The organism is Halioglobus sp. D3-4 (assembly GCF_055809315.1).
The window spans coordinates 5016729-5032264 of record NZ_CM147907.1; the positions used below are offsets into that span (position 1 = coordinate 5016729).

10 protein-coding genes, 1 other RNA gene and 1 pseudogene are annotated in these 15536 nt (G+C 51.8%); 2 read left to right on the forward strand and 10 right to left on the reverse strand.

Features of this window, described 5'->3' with window-relative positions; translation table 11 throughout:
- Positions 1–33 precede the first annotated feature (33 nt).
- The 5 genes and pseudogenes from AC0L6S_RS22160 to AC0L6S_RS22180 form a co-directional block, all read right to left on the reverse strand.
- Positions 34–1242, reverse strand: coding sequence for an IS256 family transposase (locus AC0L6S_RS22160; protein WP_473424331.1), 1209 nt, complete (start codon positions 1240–1242; stop codon positions 34–36).
- Positions 1243–1355: 113 nt separating this feature from the next.
- Complete coding sequence (locus AC0L6S_RS22165; RefSeq protein WP_473426280.1) at positions 1356–4019, reverse strand: type I restriction endonuclease; 2664 nt, start codon at positions 4017–4019, stop codon at positions 1356–1358.
- Positions 4020–4050: 31 nt separating this feature from the next.
- A complete protein-coding gene (locus AC0L6S_RS22170; RefSeq protein WP_473428678.1) occupies positions 4051–4947 on the reverse strand; it encodes a tyrosine-type recombinase/integrase in 897 nt (298 codons plus the stop codon).
- Positions 4948–4986: 39 nt separating this feature from the next.
- Positions 4987–5133: pseudogene (locus tag AC0L6S_RS22175) on the reverse strand (Arm DNA-binding domain-containing protein); the annotation flags it as partial.
- On the reverse strand, positions 5109–5288 hold the full coding sequence (locus AC0L6S_RS22180) for a hypothetical protein (protein WP_473426281.1): 180 nt from the start codon (positions 5286–5288) through the stop codon (positions 5109–5111). The pseudogene AC0L6S_RS22175 and the gene AC0L6S_RS22180, both read right to left, overlap by 25 nt.
- Before the next feature lie 130 nt (positions 5289–5418).
- Here AC0L6S_RS22180 and AC0L6S_RS22185 point away from each other — a divergent pair, with 130 nt between their 5' ends.
- Positions 5419–6408, forward strand: a complete 990-nt coding sequence (locus tag AC0L6S_RS22185; RefSeq protein WP_473426282.1) for a hypothetical protein — start codon at positions 5419–5421, stop codon at positions 6406–6408.
- A 366-nt stretch (positions 6409–6774) separates the two neighbouring features.
- Here the strand turns inward: AC0L6S_RS22185 and AC0L6S_RS22190 are convergent, their stop codons facing one another.
- The 5 genes from AC0L6S_RS22190 to smpB all read right to left on the reverse strand — a co-directional run bounded on the left by AC0L6S_RS22190 (position 6775) and on the right by smpB (position 14053).
- Positions 6775–7038 (reverse strand): hypothetical protein, encoded by a 264-nt coding sequence (locus AC0L6S_RS22190; protein ID WP_473426283.1) that lies wholly within the window; start codon positions 7036–7038, stop codon positions 6775–6777.
- Between the two features lie 89 nt (positions 7039–7127).
- Positions 7128–8450, reverse strand: a complete 1323-nt coding sequence (locus AC0L6S_RS22195; RefSeq protein WP_473426284.1) for a replication endonuclease — start codon at positions 8448–8450, stop codon at positions 7128–7130.
- Positions 8451–8890: 440 nt separating this feature from the next.
- Positions 8891–9282, reverse strand: a transfer-messenger RNA (tmRNA) gene (gene ssrA / locus AC0L6S_RS22200).
- A 41-nt stretch (positions 9283–9323) separates the two neighbouring features.
- The gene (locus AC0L6S_RS22205) at positions 9324–13100 is read right to left on the reverse strand and encodes an AsmA family protein (RefSeq protein WP_473426285.1); all 3777 of its coding nucleotides are present in this window, start codon (positions 13098–13100) and stop codon (positions 9324–9326) included.
- 470 nt (positions 13101–13570) lie between these two features.
- On the reverse strand, positions 13571–14053 hold the full coding sequence (smpB, locus tag AC0L6S_RS22210; protein ID WP_473426286.1) for an SsrA-binding protein SmpB: 483 nt from the start codon (positions 14051–14053) through the stop codon (positions 13571–13573).
- Positions 14054–14173: 120 nt separating this feature from the next.
- Here smpB and AC0L6S_RS22215 point away from each other — a divergent pair, with 120 nt between their 5' ends.
- Positions 14174–15526, forward strand: a complete 1353-nt coding sequence (locus tag AC0L6S_RS22215; RefSeq protein WP_473426287.1) for a sodium-dependent transporter — start codon at positions 14174–14176, stop codon at positions 15524–15526.
- The last annotated feature ends 10 nt before the right edge of the window (positions 15527–15536 follow it).

Genomic DNA, 15536 nt, shown 5'->3' on the forward strand with positions numbered 1-15536 from the left:
GACCCTGTAAATAATTCTGTGTAACTGCCAGGGTTAAATGTAATCCGCCAAGCGCTCTTCGAACTCGATCATAAATCTATTCAGTGCCAGTTTCCAATTACGGATCGGCATAGTCCATTTTTTCGACGCCTGCTGGATTGCCAGGTAGATCACTTTCAGTGCCGAGTCATCAGTCGGAAACAGCTTCCGCTTTTTGACAGCCTTTCGTATGACACTGTTGAACGACTCGATGGCGTTCGTCGTGTAGATGGCTTTGCGGATGTCTTCCGGGTAGCTGAACAATGTGTTGAGATTGTGCCAGTGTGAGCGCCACGACTTGCTGATTTGTGGGTATTTTTCATCCCAGCGCTCGGCAAACTGATCCAGTGCCAGCAATGCCTCATCCTCGGTCGTCGACTGGTATATGCGCTTCAGGTCGGCAGTGACCGGCTTGTAGTCTTTCCAGGGTACGTACTTCACGGAGTTGCGTACCATGTGGACGATGCAGAGCTGGATCTGGGTGTCCGGGAAGGCGGTGCTGATGGCGTCCGGAAAGCCCTTCAGGCCATCAACGCAGGCAATCAGAATATCCTTCACACCGCGATTCTGGAGCTCTGTGAGTACGTTAAGCCAGAACTTGGCACCCTCATTTTCCGATAGCCAGAGCCCTAACAGTTCCTTGTGGCCCTCCATGTTCACACCCAGGGCGAGGTAAACGGCTTTGTTGATTACCTTCTTATCCTGCCGGATTTTGATGACAATACAGTCCAGATAGACGATGGGGTAAATGGCATCCAGAGGCCGGGATTGCCACTCGACAACCTGCTCTATAACCGCATCAGTGACCTTGGAGATCAGGGCTGCCGACACATCGGCCCCGTACATTTCCTTGAAGGTGGTGACGATCTCGCGAGTAGTCATGCCCTGGGCATACAGGAACAGGATCTTGTCATCCATTGAAGTGAATCTGCGCTGGTGCTTTTTGACGAGCTTGGGCTCGAAGCTCCCGGCCCTGTCGCGTGGAGTGTCTAACTCGAACTGGCCATCTTCGGTTTGCAGGGTCTTGCTGGTATAGCCGTTGCGGTTATTATCCCCGCTGGAAGGTGCGTGCTTGTCGAAGCCAAGATGATCATCCAGTTCTGCGTTCAACGCCGTTTCGACGGTGATCTTCGTTAGCATCTGGCGGAACTCATTGAGATCCGCTTCCGTCTTGATATTTTTGGCAGCTGCCTGAGCAATCGCCTGTAGTTCTTTCTTGTTCATAGTGCCTATCCTCTCCCAATGGTTGGGTTTATAATAGGCAGTTACACAGATTTAGTTACAGTCTCTCAGGCATATAAGACTACTTGTGTCATCTCTGTGATATTCAATGCAACTTAGATTTCAATTAACTTCAACCCGAACCTATTGTGATCGAGGTGATACTGTATAACTTCAACGATAACACTGTCACCTACTTCCATTTTATCCAACACTCTGTCAGGAACGTTGCCATAATTTGACTTGTGTATCAAACCAGTTCCCTTTAAGCCAAATTGCACGAAGAAACCATAACGTTTGATAGATACTATAGTCGCATCAATTTGATAACCAGGAGGGTAATCTTGCTGGAGAGAGGCGGCGTTGAAATACCTTGGATCATTTTCAGCTGCAGTTTGAATATAATTCTTTAGTGTTTCGATGTCGACTAGACTCTGTAGCTGTCTTGAATCAATAGCCTCATTGGTTTCCGGAAAGTATTCGTCATGATACTTGTCCATGTATTCTATAAGTAGTTCACAAGTTCTGATGGCTGCAGCCCGACTGCCAACCTGAAATGCACCTTCTCCAGTCAAATTTTTTGCTATCTGTTTGGCGTAATCAGGTTCTCTAAAAAGCGTATCCTCGGCGACTGCGGATAGGTATTCAATATTTCTGAGTAAATCGAGATGGACAAAACCACCAGAAGAAATAGATAGTAAGTCCATTTCGTCAAATGTATCTAGTTGGCTCTCAGTGACGATACAACCTGCTTGTATCAAGGTTGTGAGTTCTAGTTTTATTCTATCTTCAGAATGACCTAATGCTTGTAGATCTTTCAAAAGATCTTCTACTTGGTGGTATCCTTTCGCCCTATTTGGACCGAGTTCCCTAAATCGCATTTTCAACCAATTTAGAATTGAAATTCTGACGAATGGGTCTGGGAGTGCATCGCCCTGGTCGGAGAAGAATAGATTTTTTATGTTGGCAGAAGTATCGTCATAATACCTCCGCTTTGAACGCAATAGTATCTTGTAAATTATCTGCTTTTGTAATCTGTAGCTGCCGCTGGAAGCACGTATTTGAAAAATTTCGTCGTCAGTAATGTAGCCGCTTTTGCAAAAATCCAAAAATATCTCTAAGCCCTTTCGAATGTTTCTTCCAGCGAGTCCCTTTATCAGGCGGCTAAAAATCTGTTCTTGAAAGAGAGAGGTATTAATACTTCTGAGGTAGCTTTCGACTTCATGCGGAGAACAATCAACCCTCATACCATTAGATAGAGTGTATCGAAATGACCTATCGATGGTTGTAATTTGTCTGGAGAGATAGTTTAGCCTTGCTTGTATCACTGACTCCAAAAGTGGGGGGTCAATTCGAAATACCAAATCTTTGATGACTGTGTCTAGCGGCGGTTCAGAATGAAATAGGTCGTAAGTTGTATCTCTTAAAGGAAGAAATATTACGCATGTAAAAGTATCTTTGATCCACGTGGCAACCTGAAACATCAAAAGCTGGTCATCTCTGTTTCTTTTGTCGCAATTATCCAAAACAAGAATCGGTAATTTGCTCTCAGTTTGATAGATGTATTCGAATCGCGACTGAAGACGCCTAATCTCGTCAGACTCAAGTTCATTCAACTTATTGAAAATTATTTCAGCATACTTTTCAGAACCCTCCTCGAACAGCGCGGCAGGCCCCTTACTTAGCTCGGCCAATTCTCTCCCGTATATGCTCTTGAGTTTTTGCAAACTGCTAAAATCAATTTCCGGATGATTTTCTTCTAATTGTTTTGTAGCTTGCCGGACTACCCATGAATAGATTAAGTCATTACTCATTGGAGCATTATTCAAGTTTATATTGAACCAATCAGTGGATGCCTTAATGTCGTCTGATAGCGCTATTGATTTCAGGTAATCAGTAAATGTGGATTTCCCGGAACCGACGCTTCCCACTAACAGAATGATCTCGTTCTTTATGTTTTCAAGCTCACTGAGCTGACTTAATATTTCTGACGGTCTTCTCGTGTCTTTGAGCTGAGTTGCATCAACCATATTTGGAGGCATAGCTGCTCGTATAATTTTATCTATAGGAGCGATATGGGATTGCTTTCGCTTGGAAAACACGTATGCATTTTCGGCAATGGATTTTCGGTCCTCTTTACTATCTGGATTAAATACATACTTGAATTCAAGAGACAAATTTGAACCGAATGAGTTTTCGCCAACAGTTTCTTGTATTACAGTTTTTCCTCCTAGCATATGCACAGGCTTGAAGTATCTTGCATTCCCTCCCCGAACCGTGGTTAATGCTTTGGCATAGTTTTTGAGTGTATATCTACCCGCAAACTCTATAAATTCAGAAAATTTCGGCGATAAGGGGTCCAGGTCGCATTGCTCCAATTCTAGTTCTGCTTGGTCTTGATCCCAATAGCCAACTAGAAACCTGGCGCCATCAGTGGAGATAATTTTTTTGCATGGGTTATAGCCTTCAGGGTATTTTGAGTTTAGCTCGGCAGCATATAGCCTCGCTTCTCTTAAAGCCTCAGAAATATTCTCTCCAGGGGACTTCGCTTCAATAATTAAACAGGGGATGCCATCCAAAACTATAGCGTAATCAGGGTAGTACAGCTTTCCGCCTGAACCTTTGTCAATTGGGAGTTTTCGGATGTCGTGTTTAGTTCGAACATCAGTAGGATTGAATCCCAAGCCAAAAGGCTCCGCACTGGTTAGGATTGGAAACACTAATTTTTGCTCTACATCACTTTCATTATGTAGCTCAAGATCTGCATATGGGTTTGACATATATCATCCGATTCTAATGTAGAATATTTTTTCAGTCGCCGTCGATCCAGCGACCATAAACTTTTCTTATCATGCCCCAATCTTTATGTCCAAGCTGCTTGGCGACCCACATTGGATTGCGGTTCCGCATCAGCATAGTAGATGCGTAAGTATGGCGCATTTGGTACTGTTCGCGATATGTTACACCTGCATTTTTCAGGGCCGGTATCCAAACTCTTTTACGAATAGGTTGATCAGATTTCCAGTGCCTAAGGTATTTGGGATCGAGGAACACATGTTTATCGAATCGATTAAGTGATCTTTGAAGTCTTAGAATTCTAATCCCCTCTTCGTCTAGTTCAACTACTCGGGTGCTAGCATGGGTTTTCGGTTGTTTCGCTTTTCCTTTGACAATAGCTTTGCTCACATGAATTCGGCTTGTATCGAAATCTATGTCTTCCCATTCTAGAGCAATAAGTTCCGAGGTCCTCAGTCCAGAGCAAAAGCCGAAGTGAATGAGCGTTTTATATTGTCCCTCAAGTGAGTTCAGTATTTTCTTAACCTCCTCCTTCGAAAATGGTCTCGGTTGTCTAGGTGTGATTTTGAGATTCCGTACTCGATCCATAATATTGTGTTCGATGTCTCCGGACAAAAAGGCTTCCCTATAAACCATTCGGAGCGGCGTTAGCACATTATTTATTCTTTTGTGGGAAATTGATTGATCGCAGATCCAGTCGTCAATTTTCTTTTTAGTAAGCTGACTCAAAGGAATACATCCGAAGTTGGGGATCAGATGTGTATTTATCGCCGAAATGTAATCCTTTAGTGTACTATGAGACCATCTTTTTTCGTTGTTTTTAATCCAGAAGGCCAGAGCCTGCTCGATGGTTACACGGTCTCCCGCAGCACCATATTTCCTGCCTCTGGTGCTGTTGGGGAAGTGATCCAAGTACTTGAATCTACCGAGATCTATATCACGCAGTGCGGAACAGCGCGACTCCCATGCTAGCCTTAGGTCCGAGTTTGTTGGATTTCTACCACACCGTATATATTCTCTGTGCCTAGTGCCTTTGTATGTAAAAGCTATTTGAATTCCGTTTCCTCTAATGGTTACCCCTGGATACTTTCTACCCATTTCTCAATCTCCTCAATGTTGATCAAAATTCGACCATCTGGTGCTTTGCGAAAATGCACCTTGTATTTCCAAACACCCTTTTTGGTTTTTGCTCTCACTGCCTCCTCCGAATAACCGGATAGCTCAGCGAAACGTCTTATCGTGACCCACTTCATAGTTCCTCCTAATTGGTCCACATTGGGTTGGCCCGGTCCCAATAGTTGGCTAGTCTCTGTCCATCAAACAGCCGACCTACCCGGTAGATACCCGGTAGATTGATCAAAAAATGAGCGGTTCTGGTGAGATATGATTGAGAAAACTGCGATTCAGCCAGATGCTGATGAAATTGTGCGAGCCTCTGAGGTGCTGCTCGACCAACTGAAGCAGTCAGAAATAGGTAGTCAGGTGTGTGTTTCGCTGTTTGAAGAGTTGCTAAGCGCTACGCGCGAGTACTTGGAGAACGGGGTGGCTGTTGAAAATGCGCAGTACACAGCCGTTGAGTGGGCGCAGCGCTATGATCGGACTACCGAGCCTGCCAAGTCCTCGGGTTACATCAGGAGGCATCTGAAGGTTTTCCGGGCCTACCTAGACAGCCACGCAGCAGAACTGGATGAAGCTTTTAAAGAGTCGGGTTGTCGGTATCGTATAAAAATTGCCAACACGCCAACAAAGGGCCGCCATCAAACTTACTATTATCTAGAGTTGAATTCTTTTGAATCGGGGGAGGATCTGTCGAACCAGGTGCCGGGGTCGAATGTAAGGTATCGAGTCAGTCACTTCGAGAAGCCTCTTCCATGGGCCAAGCCTCTACTCAGTATCGACCTCCAGGGATTTCGGTTCCTGCTTCCTTTGGCGATCCTGCTTTCGGGAGTGGCCATGATTGCCGGTCTCATTTCGCTGATCGTTGCCGGAGCTTCTACCCCCGTTTTGATACTGGCTGCTGTGGTTGCGATGCCTGTTAGTAATTTGTCCTGGGCTCTTTGGAGAATGTTGGAGGATGGGATTGCCCCTGCGCCAACGTGGCTATACGGTCTTCACCACCCCACTGCCTTTTTTGAGCTTCGGCCTACCGAACGGAAACGGGCTAATGGAACCAGCATCAAACAGATGCGACTGGTCGCCTACAAGGGTGAATGTAACGTATGTGGCTCGGCTCTTGAGATCGTGCCCGGAAAGCGTGAACTCAGAGGACGACTGATAGGCAAATGTCACCGGTCAGGCCTCGAGCATCTTTTCAGCTTTGATCATGTTTCGAAGCAGGGTGTACCGTTACGCGATACCGCGCAATACAGATAGGTTTCGCTTGCGTAAGAAGGCACCGCCCTCCGGAAAGATATTGGAGGGCGATACAATAACCAAATTGTTAAAAATCAGCTTTAAGCGGGTAGCCAAAGCTTTTCGTGATTCGCAACAATCTCGATGTTTTGTTTCACGAGGTCTCCCGTCTTCAGGGAATACAAATTACAGAGAAAGCGGTGGTGCCAGGTGTTTGTCTCTTGGCTGAGATATACCTCGACTGGGAACCATTGCTTAGGCGGTAACGTGCCTACAAAATAGCCGTAGCTGATGACTTCGACCTTATAATGTACGGGGCGCCAGTTCGTGACGAAAAAACCAAACTGGCAGTCGTTGCTCTCATAAAGCTCGAATATGGAGTAGCAATCATCCATCGCTGGGAATGACCAGGTAGTTGCCGACAAATTCCGATTTACCGACCTGCTCCAGAGCGTTGTGGAATTTGAGAAGTATCTCGACTTCGTCGTTCAAGGTGATGACTCCCGCGACAAACCCAATCGTTTCGACAGCGTGTTCATCATTCAGGTGCTCTTTGCGAATGACATGACAATTCAGCATCTTTGTAGCTTCGTGCAGGACAAAGCAGTTCGTGGAATCGGAATTTCCAATCTGATGTATGTTTACTTTCACGTTGCTCTCTCGTTGGTCAGTTCGTTGTTTTTCATTTCCGTACAGTTATTTACACAAGTCCAAGGCGGGTGCTTCGCACCCTTTACCACTCAACCGGGTCGGATTTCAGGCAGCGCCTGCGGCGATGCCTGAAACCCTCGCCGGCAGAGCGGTGAGATTGGGGGGCTGTGTGACCAGATTCGGGTTCGGGTGATAAACGTGCGGCCATCGAATACGAGACCCTTGATCTTCTCCGATGTCGTTTGGATGATCTCGCCAGTGGCAGGATCAACAGATTCTGTCTGGACTTTGTACGCCTTGATGGGGCGTAGTCTCCGGGGTAGGTGGAAGCCGCCCATGAACCTGACGTAGTCCCGCCATTCACCCTGATCGGCAGCAACCCGCGCAAGCTCCAGATCGTCTGTCAATTCCTCACGAAGCCTCCGGAGTTCCCGGTAGACTGTCACACTCGGTTGGCCTATCGCTGTGAACTGCCTGATGCGCCACAAGCTCGCCCATGCGCGAATCCGTCTAGAGGATTCTCCTGCATCCTGCCCGTAAAGGTCTGTCTCCAGGTGACGGCCATCGATATTCTTGGAGATATATTTGGCTATATACCCGGCAGCAGAGCCCTTAGCTGGGTCAATCTCCTCCATTTTCAAGCCGTGCTTGATGTAATGTCGGCCCTCACCTCTAAAGAGGTATTTCTTGAATATCTGTTTTAGATCCCCCAGCTGCCCCCGTGGAACGAATAGCAATAGGTGCCAGTGTGGGGTGCCGTCGTGGTGAGGCTCTACAATGCGAAAGCCGTAAGGCGCTATGGACTGCTTACCGTAGGCACTGCGAATCAGTCTCCAACGATGGTTCAGGAACGCTTGGGCATCGGCTGGTGAGCTACTATCGAATTTGGGATTGGGTTTAGCTTTGGTATTGTAAGCGTGAAATCGCGATGGCGTAGTCATCGTAATAAAAAGGCCGGTATGACCAAGGGCTTGGCTTTCTTCCTCCACACCGCGAATCCTTACCATCAATTCTGTTCGCCGAATTGCAGGGTTGGAAACACTTGTCTCATAGAGCTGAAGCAGTGAATACGATTCGCCTGAATCGTTGTAGATCTTCTTCTCCGAAAGGTACTGCATTGATGAGACTTGGCGTAGATCGAACAGTCTGGCTGCTCGCTCAGAGCAATATCGGCCATTTTTCAGATTGACCGAACCAACTTGGCGTAGGGTGTTCTCTATTGTCTGATTTTTTAGTCGGACCAGTTGGCTAGTCCACCAGCGCTCCTGCGTCAGTCGAGCGAGCTCGGTCTCTGCGTATTTTCCGCCACGCAGAGTGACATTCAGTCGGTGTTCAGTAGCCAGGTCATTGCTCATATGCCATGCGGCTAAGTTGTCTCCCCGGTGGCGTGCAGCTTCACATTGCTTCGCCATATTTTTGGCGTACCGTTGTACAGATTTAAGGCTTCCGGTCAGTTTGAGCTTTCCTGCGTATAGCTCCTCATTCTTTTCGCGTAGCCAGGTGTTCGCTGCAATGTGGTTCTGGCGCGTAGCTATCGAGGCGTAGTGCCGTCCAAGCGTTTCTGCGAGGCTGGGGTGCCGATGAAAGATGCCGTATCGGAACGCAGCACATTCACGAGTACCAAACCTGAGCGTCCGCTGGCAGGCATTCTGAACTGAATCGTGAGGGAGTGGAGCAGGGAGGTCGCACGGGGTCTGTGTCCGTGCTGTGTCATTCTGGTGCCCAAATGGAGCCCCATCAGGACCATTGGAGACCAATTCAGCAGGTGCAGCTAACCCGGGGAAAGTGCCCCTAAGTTGCTGTTTATCATGGTGATTATTGGGTCTCCGTGGGTCTGGAGATCCATGCAGCTTGGTGGAGGCGGCGGGAGTTGAACCCGCGTCCGCCAGTACTCTGCCTTCGGCTCTACATGCTTAGATTCCGTTTACTAATTTAACCGCACACAGCCCAACGGGCAGGACGTGTTTGGCGAGCTCTGTAAGTTTTTAGCAGCTTGGCCCAGAACATACCTCGCAGCGATCCAGTTCTATATGACAGTCAGTAGCGCGGGGCTGGCACCTTGCTAGAGACCGCTGGTGGACGAATCCGCCAGAAGTGCTTCACTTGGCTGCTTACGCAGCTAGTTGAGCACCATAGTTGTCGTCATTGGCAACTAATAGTTTGCAGCTTTTGATTAACGTGATTGGCTACCATCACGGCATGCACCTCAGGGTTCGCAACCGTCGTCGAATCCAAATCGCCCCCGTTAGTGGCGCGGAGTATACCGCAAATTCCAAAAAAAATCCTTAGGAGGGGCAAACCAGGGGCGAGGAAGCCGCAATCGTGTTGGTGGGGCACACCTCCTTACTGATTAGCTTTTCGATGGACTTGCAGGGGTTTTCGCTGGCCAACACACGTTTGAGCAAGCTTTCACCCAGCACGGACAGGCCGCCTGTCATCACTGCGGCCCAGCCCCGCCACAGCAGGCCGGTGGCATCGGGAACGATGCCGGGGTCGCTGAGCGGACCCTTGATCTGTACCGTGTTGGAGAACACGCTGCCCACCGAAATCCCCACGCCTTCGCGGCCCCTGGAGTCGAAGCTCATTTGCATGGTCTCCTTGGCGAGATCCACATGTAGCTGGCCCAGCAGGTTGGCCTGGTTGGTGCGAGCGGCGAATCCGTAGGGGGTAACGCCCTTGCCGTCCTGGAACAGCGCCAGCGCCACGCCGCATTGCACTTCCTGCTTTTTCTTCTCGATACCGGGTATCAGGGTCTGGAACACGGTGGAGGCCAAATTGGCGGTCAGAAGCACGGAGTTGGCGTAGTCGAAGGGCCCCTTGCCCAACTTCAGGAAGACGAGGCCGCTGGTGGTGGCTGCCAGTGCCGCCTCGCTGTCACCCTGGCCCTCCAGCGAGACAAAGCCGCTGCGGGGATAGGTGTTTTTACTGGAGAGTCCGTGCACATTTTCGAACGTGCTGGTCAGTTTGAGGGAGGGTGGTGCAGTTTTGGCATTGAAGGCGATTTCGACGTCGCCGCTGCCTTGATTCAGTTCGCCGCTGCTGGCCTTGAGGTTTAGCTCCCCCGCGGCGAGATCGCCTGTCAGTGTTATGTTCTTGGCGGTAACGGCTGTACTTAGCAGCGAGTCCAGCTTGGCAGATACTTTTGCATCGAAGCTTTCCAGCGCATCCAGCGGCAGAGGGTCGCTGCTGAATATTTTGTCCCCGGGCTTGGTGGTATCTTCGTCATCCGACAGGAATCGCAGGGGGGCAAGCAGCACATCGCCGACATAATCTGCGCTGGTTTTTGCGACGGAGGTGAGTGTTGATGATGTAGAGGTTTTTTTCTTCGTCTTGTCCTTTTTGTCTTCCTCCAGATAGGCATTTTCCCAGGGTAGCAGCGATAGCGTGCCACTGTGTATGCTCACGTCCAGCATCGGCGGAGTGCTCTTATAGTAGCGCACAGTGCCGGTCAGCTCTGTCTCGCCCCATTGCAAACTGCTGATGTCGGCCTCCATGCCGTTGGAGAGCCGAGTGGCCTTCATGGTCAGTTGGCGGCGTGCCTGCGGTGAGCTGTTCTTTGTCGCATTGACGGCCTGCAGGTTGATATAGCCGGTGAGGTTGCTCACTAGTTCTCCAATATTGCGACCTTCACTACTCAGCTTTGCCGAGCCGGAGACAGGCACGTGGGCTTTGTCGTCGCTGTGAATCAGGAACTGGTCCAGATCGATATTGGCGACTTGTGCGGTGCCCTCCAGCTTCGCATTACCGTCCTTCCAGCTGATTTCCCCCTGGCTTGTCAGACTGCCGTTATTGGAGTTGAAATTCATTTTTTTGAGGTCGATGAGGTCACTGCCGGAGACAACCTCCACCTCAACATCTGTCAGTGGCAGTTCAAACAAGTTCAAGGCTTTGACACTGAGAGTGGCTTGCGCATCGCCGAGTTTTTCCAGCGTGGGTTGCAGCGTGGTGTCCTTGCTTTCCTCGGTGGATTCCGGGAGTAGCGCTATCAGGCTGTCGACATCCAGTTTGTCCGATTCCAGCGTGGCTACGAACCAGGGTGTGCGCCCGGCCACGAGGGAGAGGTTGCCGGTCAAATCCTGCTCGATAGAGTCGATGTCGAGTTTCTCAATTTCAACACCCACGATGCGATCATTCTCAACCACCAGACGCGAGCTACCGGTGAACTCCAGCTTTTCTACCGCGTTTGGCTGTCGTTTCCAGTTATTGTCCGGGCGGACATCTACCGAGACTTTTGCCGCTCCACGCATCGCAGTAAATACCTCCTTCATGCCATCGCCCTGGCTGCTGAAGTTCAAAGTGCCGGAACTGCGACTGTAAAACAGGCCCTGCTGGCGGAACATGTCGGGGATATCGAGTTTGCTGAATTGTGCCTTCAGTTCAAAGTTGGAAGGCTCGTTGGGCGATGCCTGGGCCTGCAGGGTCAGGTTTAGGACGCCGTCGTCGGTACCCTTTCCGGTGGCGACCAGCTTGCCGCCGGCCGAGGTGCGTTCCAGTGTGGCGGTTGCCTCGCGCAGTTTCAGGGCGGGTGATTGCAGATCTTCAATATTAAGTGCTACGGCCAGTTGCAACTCAGGCAGTATATTCAGGTACTCCGGTAATGCGAGCCCGGGAAGGGGCTCGGAGTCCGGTCTGTCAAAAAGAAACCCCAGGTCGAGGTGGGAGCCTTTCAGGTCGATGCTGAGCTTGCGCTGCTCCTCGCCGGACAGCACGACAGAGCCGCTGAGCTGGCCCTTGCCGAGAGAAATAGCCAGCTTTTCCAGTGCAAATTGGCCGGGACGCTTGTCCAGTTCGGCGGTGACGGCGATCGGTACATCGGTGGTGCCGTGATGGTGCCCCGCCAGTGCGGCATTCCCCTGCAGTGAGTTGAGCAGTGTGTCCCAGGTATCTCCCTGTCCCTTGAGCGTGGCGTGCCCACTACTCAACAGCCATTCGGTGCCGGTGTACTGAGGCACGATAGCGCCGCCTGATTCGCGGGCTTTCAGGGCGGCGTCGACATTCACGCCCCAGCCCTGCGCGTCGCTGACAATGCCGAGTTGCCCCGTCAGGATGCCTGCGGTGCCATAACTGGTAAGGTCGGTAACCTGCACACCCTGCGCGCCAGTGGTGAAATTGAAGCTGGAGTCCTTGTCGATCAGGTCCAGAAGGTGCAGTTCATCAATCGCCACATGGCCGTTGTGTGCTGGCAGGTCCAGTCGCGGCGGGGCCGATGCCAGCAGTGTGGCGAGATCGGTTTTGTCATCGGTATCGCGATAGCTGTCGAACAGGGGCTCCAGTCTCGCGGCATCCAGCAGGGGAATAGATGTTTCTGAGGTCTCCGGCAGTGTCCAGTTGCTCGTTCCGGTGGCGGTTGTCTGCGCGGTCATACCGGCGGCATTCAGTGTGATATCCATGACATAGCCGGACGTTTTGCCCGGCTGGATTTTGGCCTTCATTGCAATGGCGGAATCCGCCTTGCCATCCACGCCGATGTCCAATTCAACGTTCAGTGGTGCGAGTTGCAGAAGGTTGTTCAGTGACGCCACCTGCAGCTGCAGTGTGATGTCACCGGCACCGCGTTTTTCCACCCAGGCGGCACTGGCGCCGCCGAGAAGATGGCGTTCCCATTGGAACTGGTTGACGGGGTAGTCCTCGCCGCTGTTGCTGACGTAGCGCCCCGTCTCGAACACAAGGTTTCTGGGTAGATAGGGGTCGAGAAACTCATAGCTGTCCGGTAGCGGGGAATCGCTGCTGGGCCATTTGGAGGGGCGCACCATCAGGTCGTCGGCACTGGCATATACCAGCCGGACATCGCCGCGCAACAAGGAGGGCCAGGACAGCGTGACCACCACTGAGGTCGCTACCACTGCAGGGTCTTTCGGGTCGCCCATCACCAACTTGTCGCTGCTGGCTTTCAGCTGCAGTATGCCGGCCTTGATCGGCGCGAGTTGCACGGGTAGTCCGAGCTGCTTGCTCAGCAGTGGTGCGAGTTCTGCATCGAGAGTGCGCGCGAGAATGCGGTCACCCCAGATCATCAGAACTCCGGCGATGACAATCACTACAGCGGCAAAAATTAATCGTTTCACAGGCACGGCCGACCAACAGTATAGGGAATGCTATGGTATCAGTGGGATGCGCTGCTTGCTACGCGCCCGGCATGTTGCGATCGGTTGATGGGTTATCTCCTGTGGGGGGAGTCGCAGGTACTAATTCATGTATTGAAAAAGCCGCCTCCGACTGGCGAATACCAGTCGATTGCGGCCTGTCGGTATGAGCCCGGTGGTGCGGGAACGCATCGCGCAGTTCCCTGCATCGGGCACTTTCCTTCATGGGAAAGTATGGCGGTATTAAACCGTATACCAATGTGCAAATGACTGTATGTCAGGCCATGTCTGGTGTGCTGACATTCAGCGCATCGGCTGCAGCCACTCGCACTATTACTATGGTATCGAATGCACAAAAGCGCAAACGGGTTTTTAGACTTTGTGCTTCTATTAAAGGCTTTTTTTGGTTGTTGTGGTGTTCGTGGTTGCTGTATTTGAGCGCGGAAGTACGCCTACTGCTTGACGTTGTCGCGTATGATGCGCTGCTTCTGGCGCACCCAGTCGCGGTCTTTTTCGGTATCGCGTTTGTCGTGTGCTTTTTTACCGGAGGCGAGCGCGATTCTGGCCTTCACCAGATGGTTTTTCCAGTACAACTGTGTGCACACACAGGTTAGGCCTTTCTGTGAGGTGGCCTCCAGAATCTTTGCCAGCTCCTTTTTGTGTAGCAGCAATTTGCGGGTGCGGGTCGGGTCGGTCACATAGTGTGTTGAAGCAGTGTCCAGCGGCAGAATATGGGTACCCAGCAGCCACGCTTCGCCGTCTTTCATCAGCACATAGGAATCCGTCAGGTCGCCTTTCCCCATGCGCAGGCTTTTTACTTCCCAACCGCTGAGGGCAACGCCCGCTTCAAAGGTGTCCAGCAGGTGATAATCGAAGCTGGCGCGCTTGTTTCGCGCGATCACATTGCTGTTTTTGTCTACTTTCTTTTTGGCCATGGCGCGCATTATACGGAGAAGGCCACGTGGGGAAAGCGAATCCTGCGCTTTTCAGGCTTGTCAGGCTCTCTGGGCTGCGGCACTCTTGAGCAATGACAATCCGCTATCTCTGCACTGCCCGTGGCTGAAGCCGACACCTCAGGCCGGTGGCTGCACCGCACCACCTTTGTGCTGGCGTTGTCGGCCTCGGCGGTGGGGCTTGCCAACCTCTGGCGTTTTTCCTATCTCACCGGCGAGTACGGCGGCGGTGCCTTTGTTATCACCTATGTGTTGTGTCTGTTGCTGATCGCCGCGCCAGTGATGGTGGCCGAGGTGGTATTGGGCCGTTACGGCGGCCCCAGCCCGGTGGCGGCGATACGGCGGGTGTGTGACGGTTCGCTGCGGTCGCGGGGGTGGATGCTGGTCGGTGCACTGGCCTGCCTCACGGGCGTGCTGGTGTTGTCGTTTTATATTGTGGTGGCCGGTTGGGGGCTGGCCTACGCCGGCTTCATGCAGGACGGGTTGTTCTCCGCCGCGCGCCCCGCCGAAGTGGGGGCGCACTTTGCGCAGTTTCTGGCCGAGCCGATGCAGCAGGTGTACTGGCAGAGCCTGTTTCTGCTGGTGACGGCGGGTATCGTGGTGCTGGGCGTGCGCCGTGGCTTGGGTGCGCTGGTCTGGCTGGCGGTTCCCGCGTTGCTCGCGCTGCTGGCTTTTCTGGTGAAGTACGCATTCGATTATGGCGATATGACGGCTACGCGAAATTTCCTGTTCTCCACGCGGCTGGTGGATTTTTCGTTTGAGTCGGCGCTGGTTGCGCTCGGCCATGCCCTGTTTACACTGGGGGTGGGCGTCGGGACTGGTATCAGTTACGGTGCTTATGCGCCGCAACGCCTCCCCATCGCACGCTCGATTATGGCGGTAGCGGTGTTCGATACGGTGATTGCACTGCTGGCCGGGCTCGCCATTTTCCCCATTGTGTTTGCCAACAATATCGAGCCCAATGCGGGGCCGGGTCTGTTATTTATCAGCCTGCCGTACGCGTTCGGCAATTTGATGCAGGGCGAGTTGGCCGGTACGGTGTTTTTCGTGCTGATGGTGCTGGCGGCACTGGGGTCAGCCGTGGCCCTGATGGAGCCTGCGGTGGCCATGGTGATGCGAGCGGCGAACCTGGCGCGCTTTACCGCTGCGCTGATAGTGGGTGGCGTGGTCTGGCTGCTGGGCCTGGCGGTAGTCTCGTCGTTTCAGCCGCACTCGGGTTTAGCGTGGTTCGGCAATCAGAACTTACTGGGGTTTTTGGACGCGCTCACTGCGCGAGTGCTGCTGCCTCTGGTAGCATTGCTTACCACATTGCTGGTGGGGTGGCGCTTGCGGCCGGAAACGCTGCGCCTGGAACTGGCGCGCGAGTCTGAGTTGTTTTTCTCGCTCTGGCGCTTTCTGTTGCGCTATATTGCGCCGCTGGCGATAGCGCTGCTGATTTTGGCGCCGCTCGTCTAGATTGCCACAG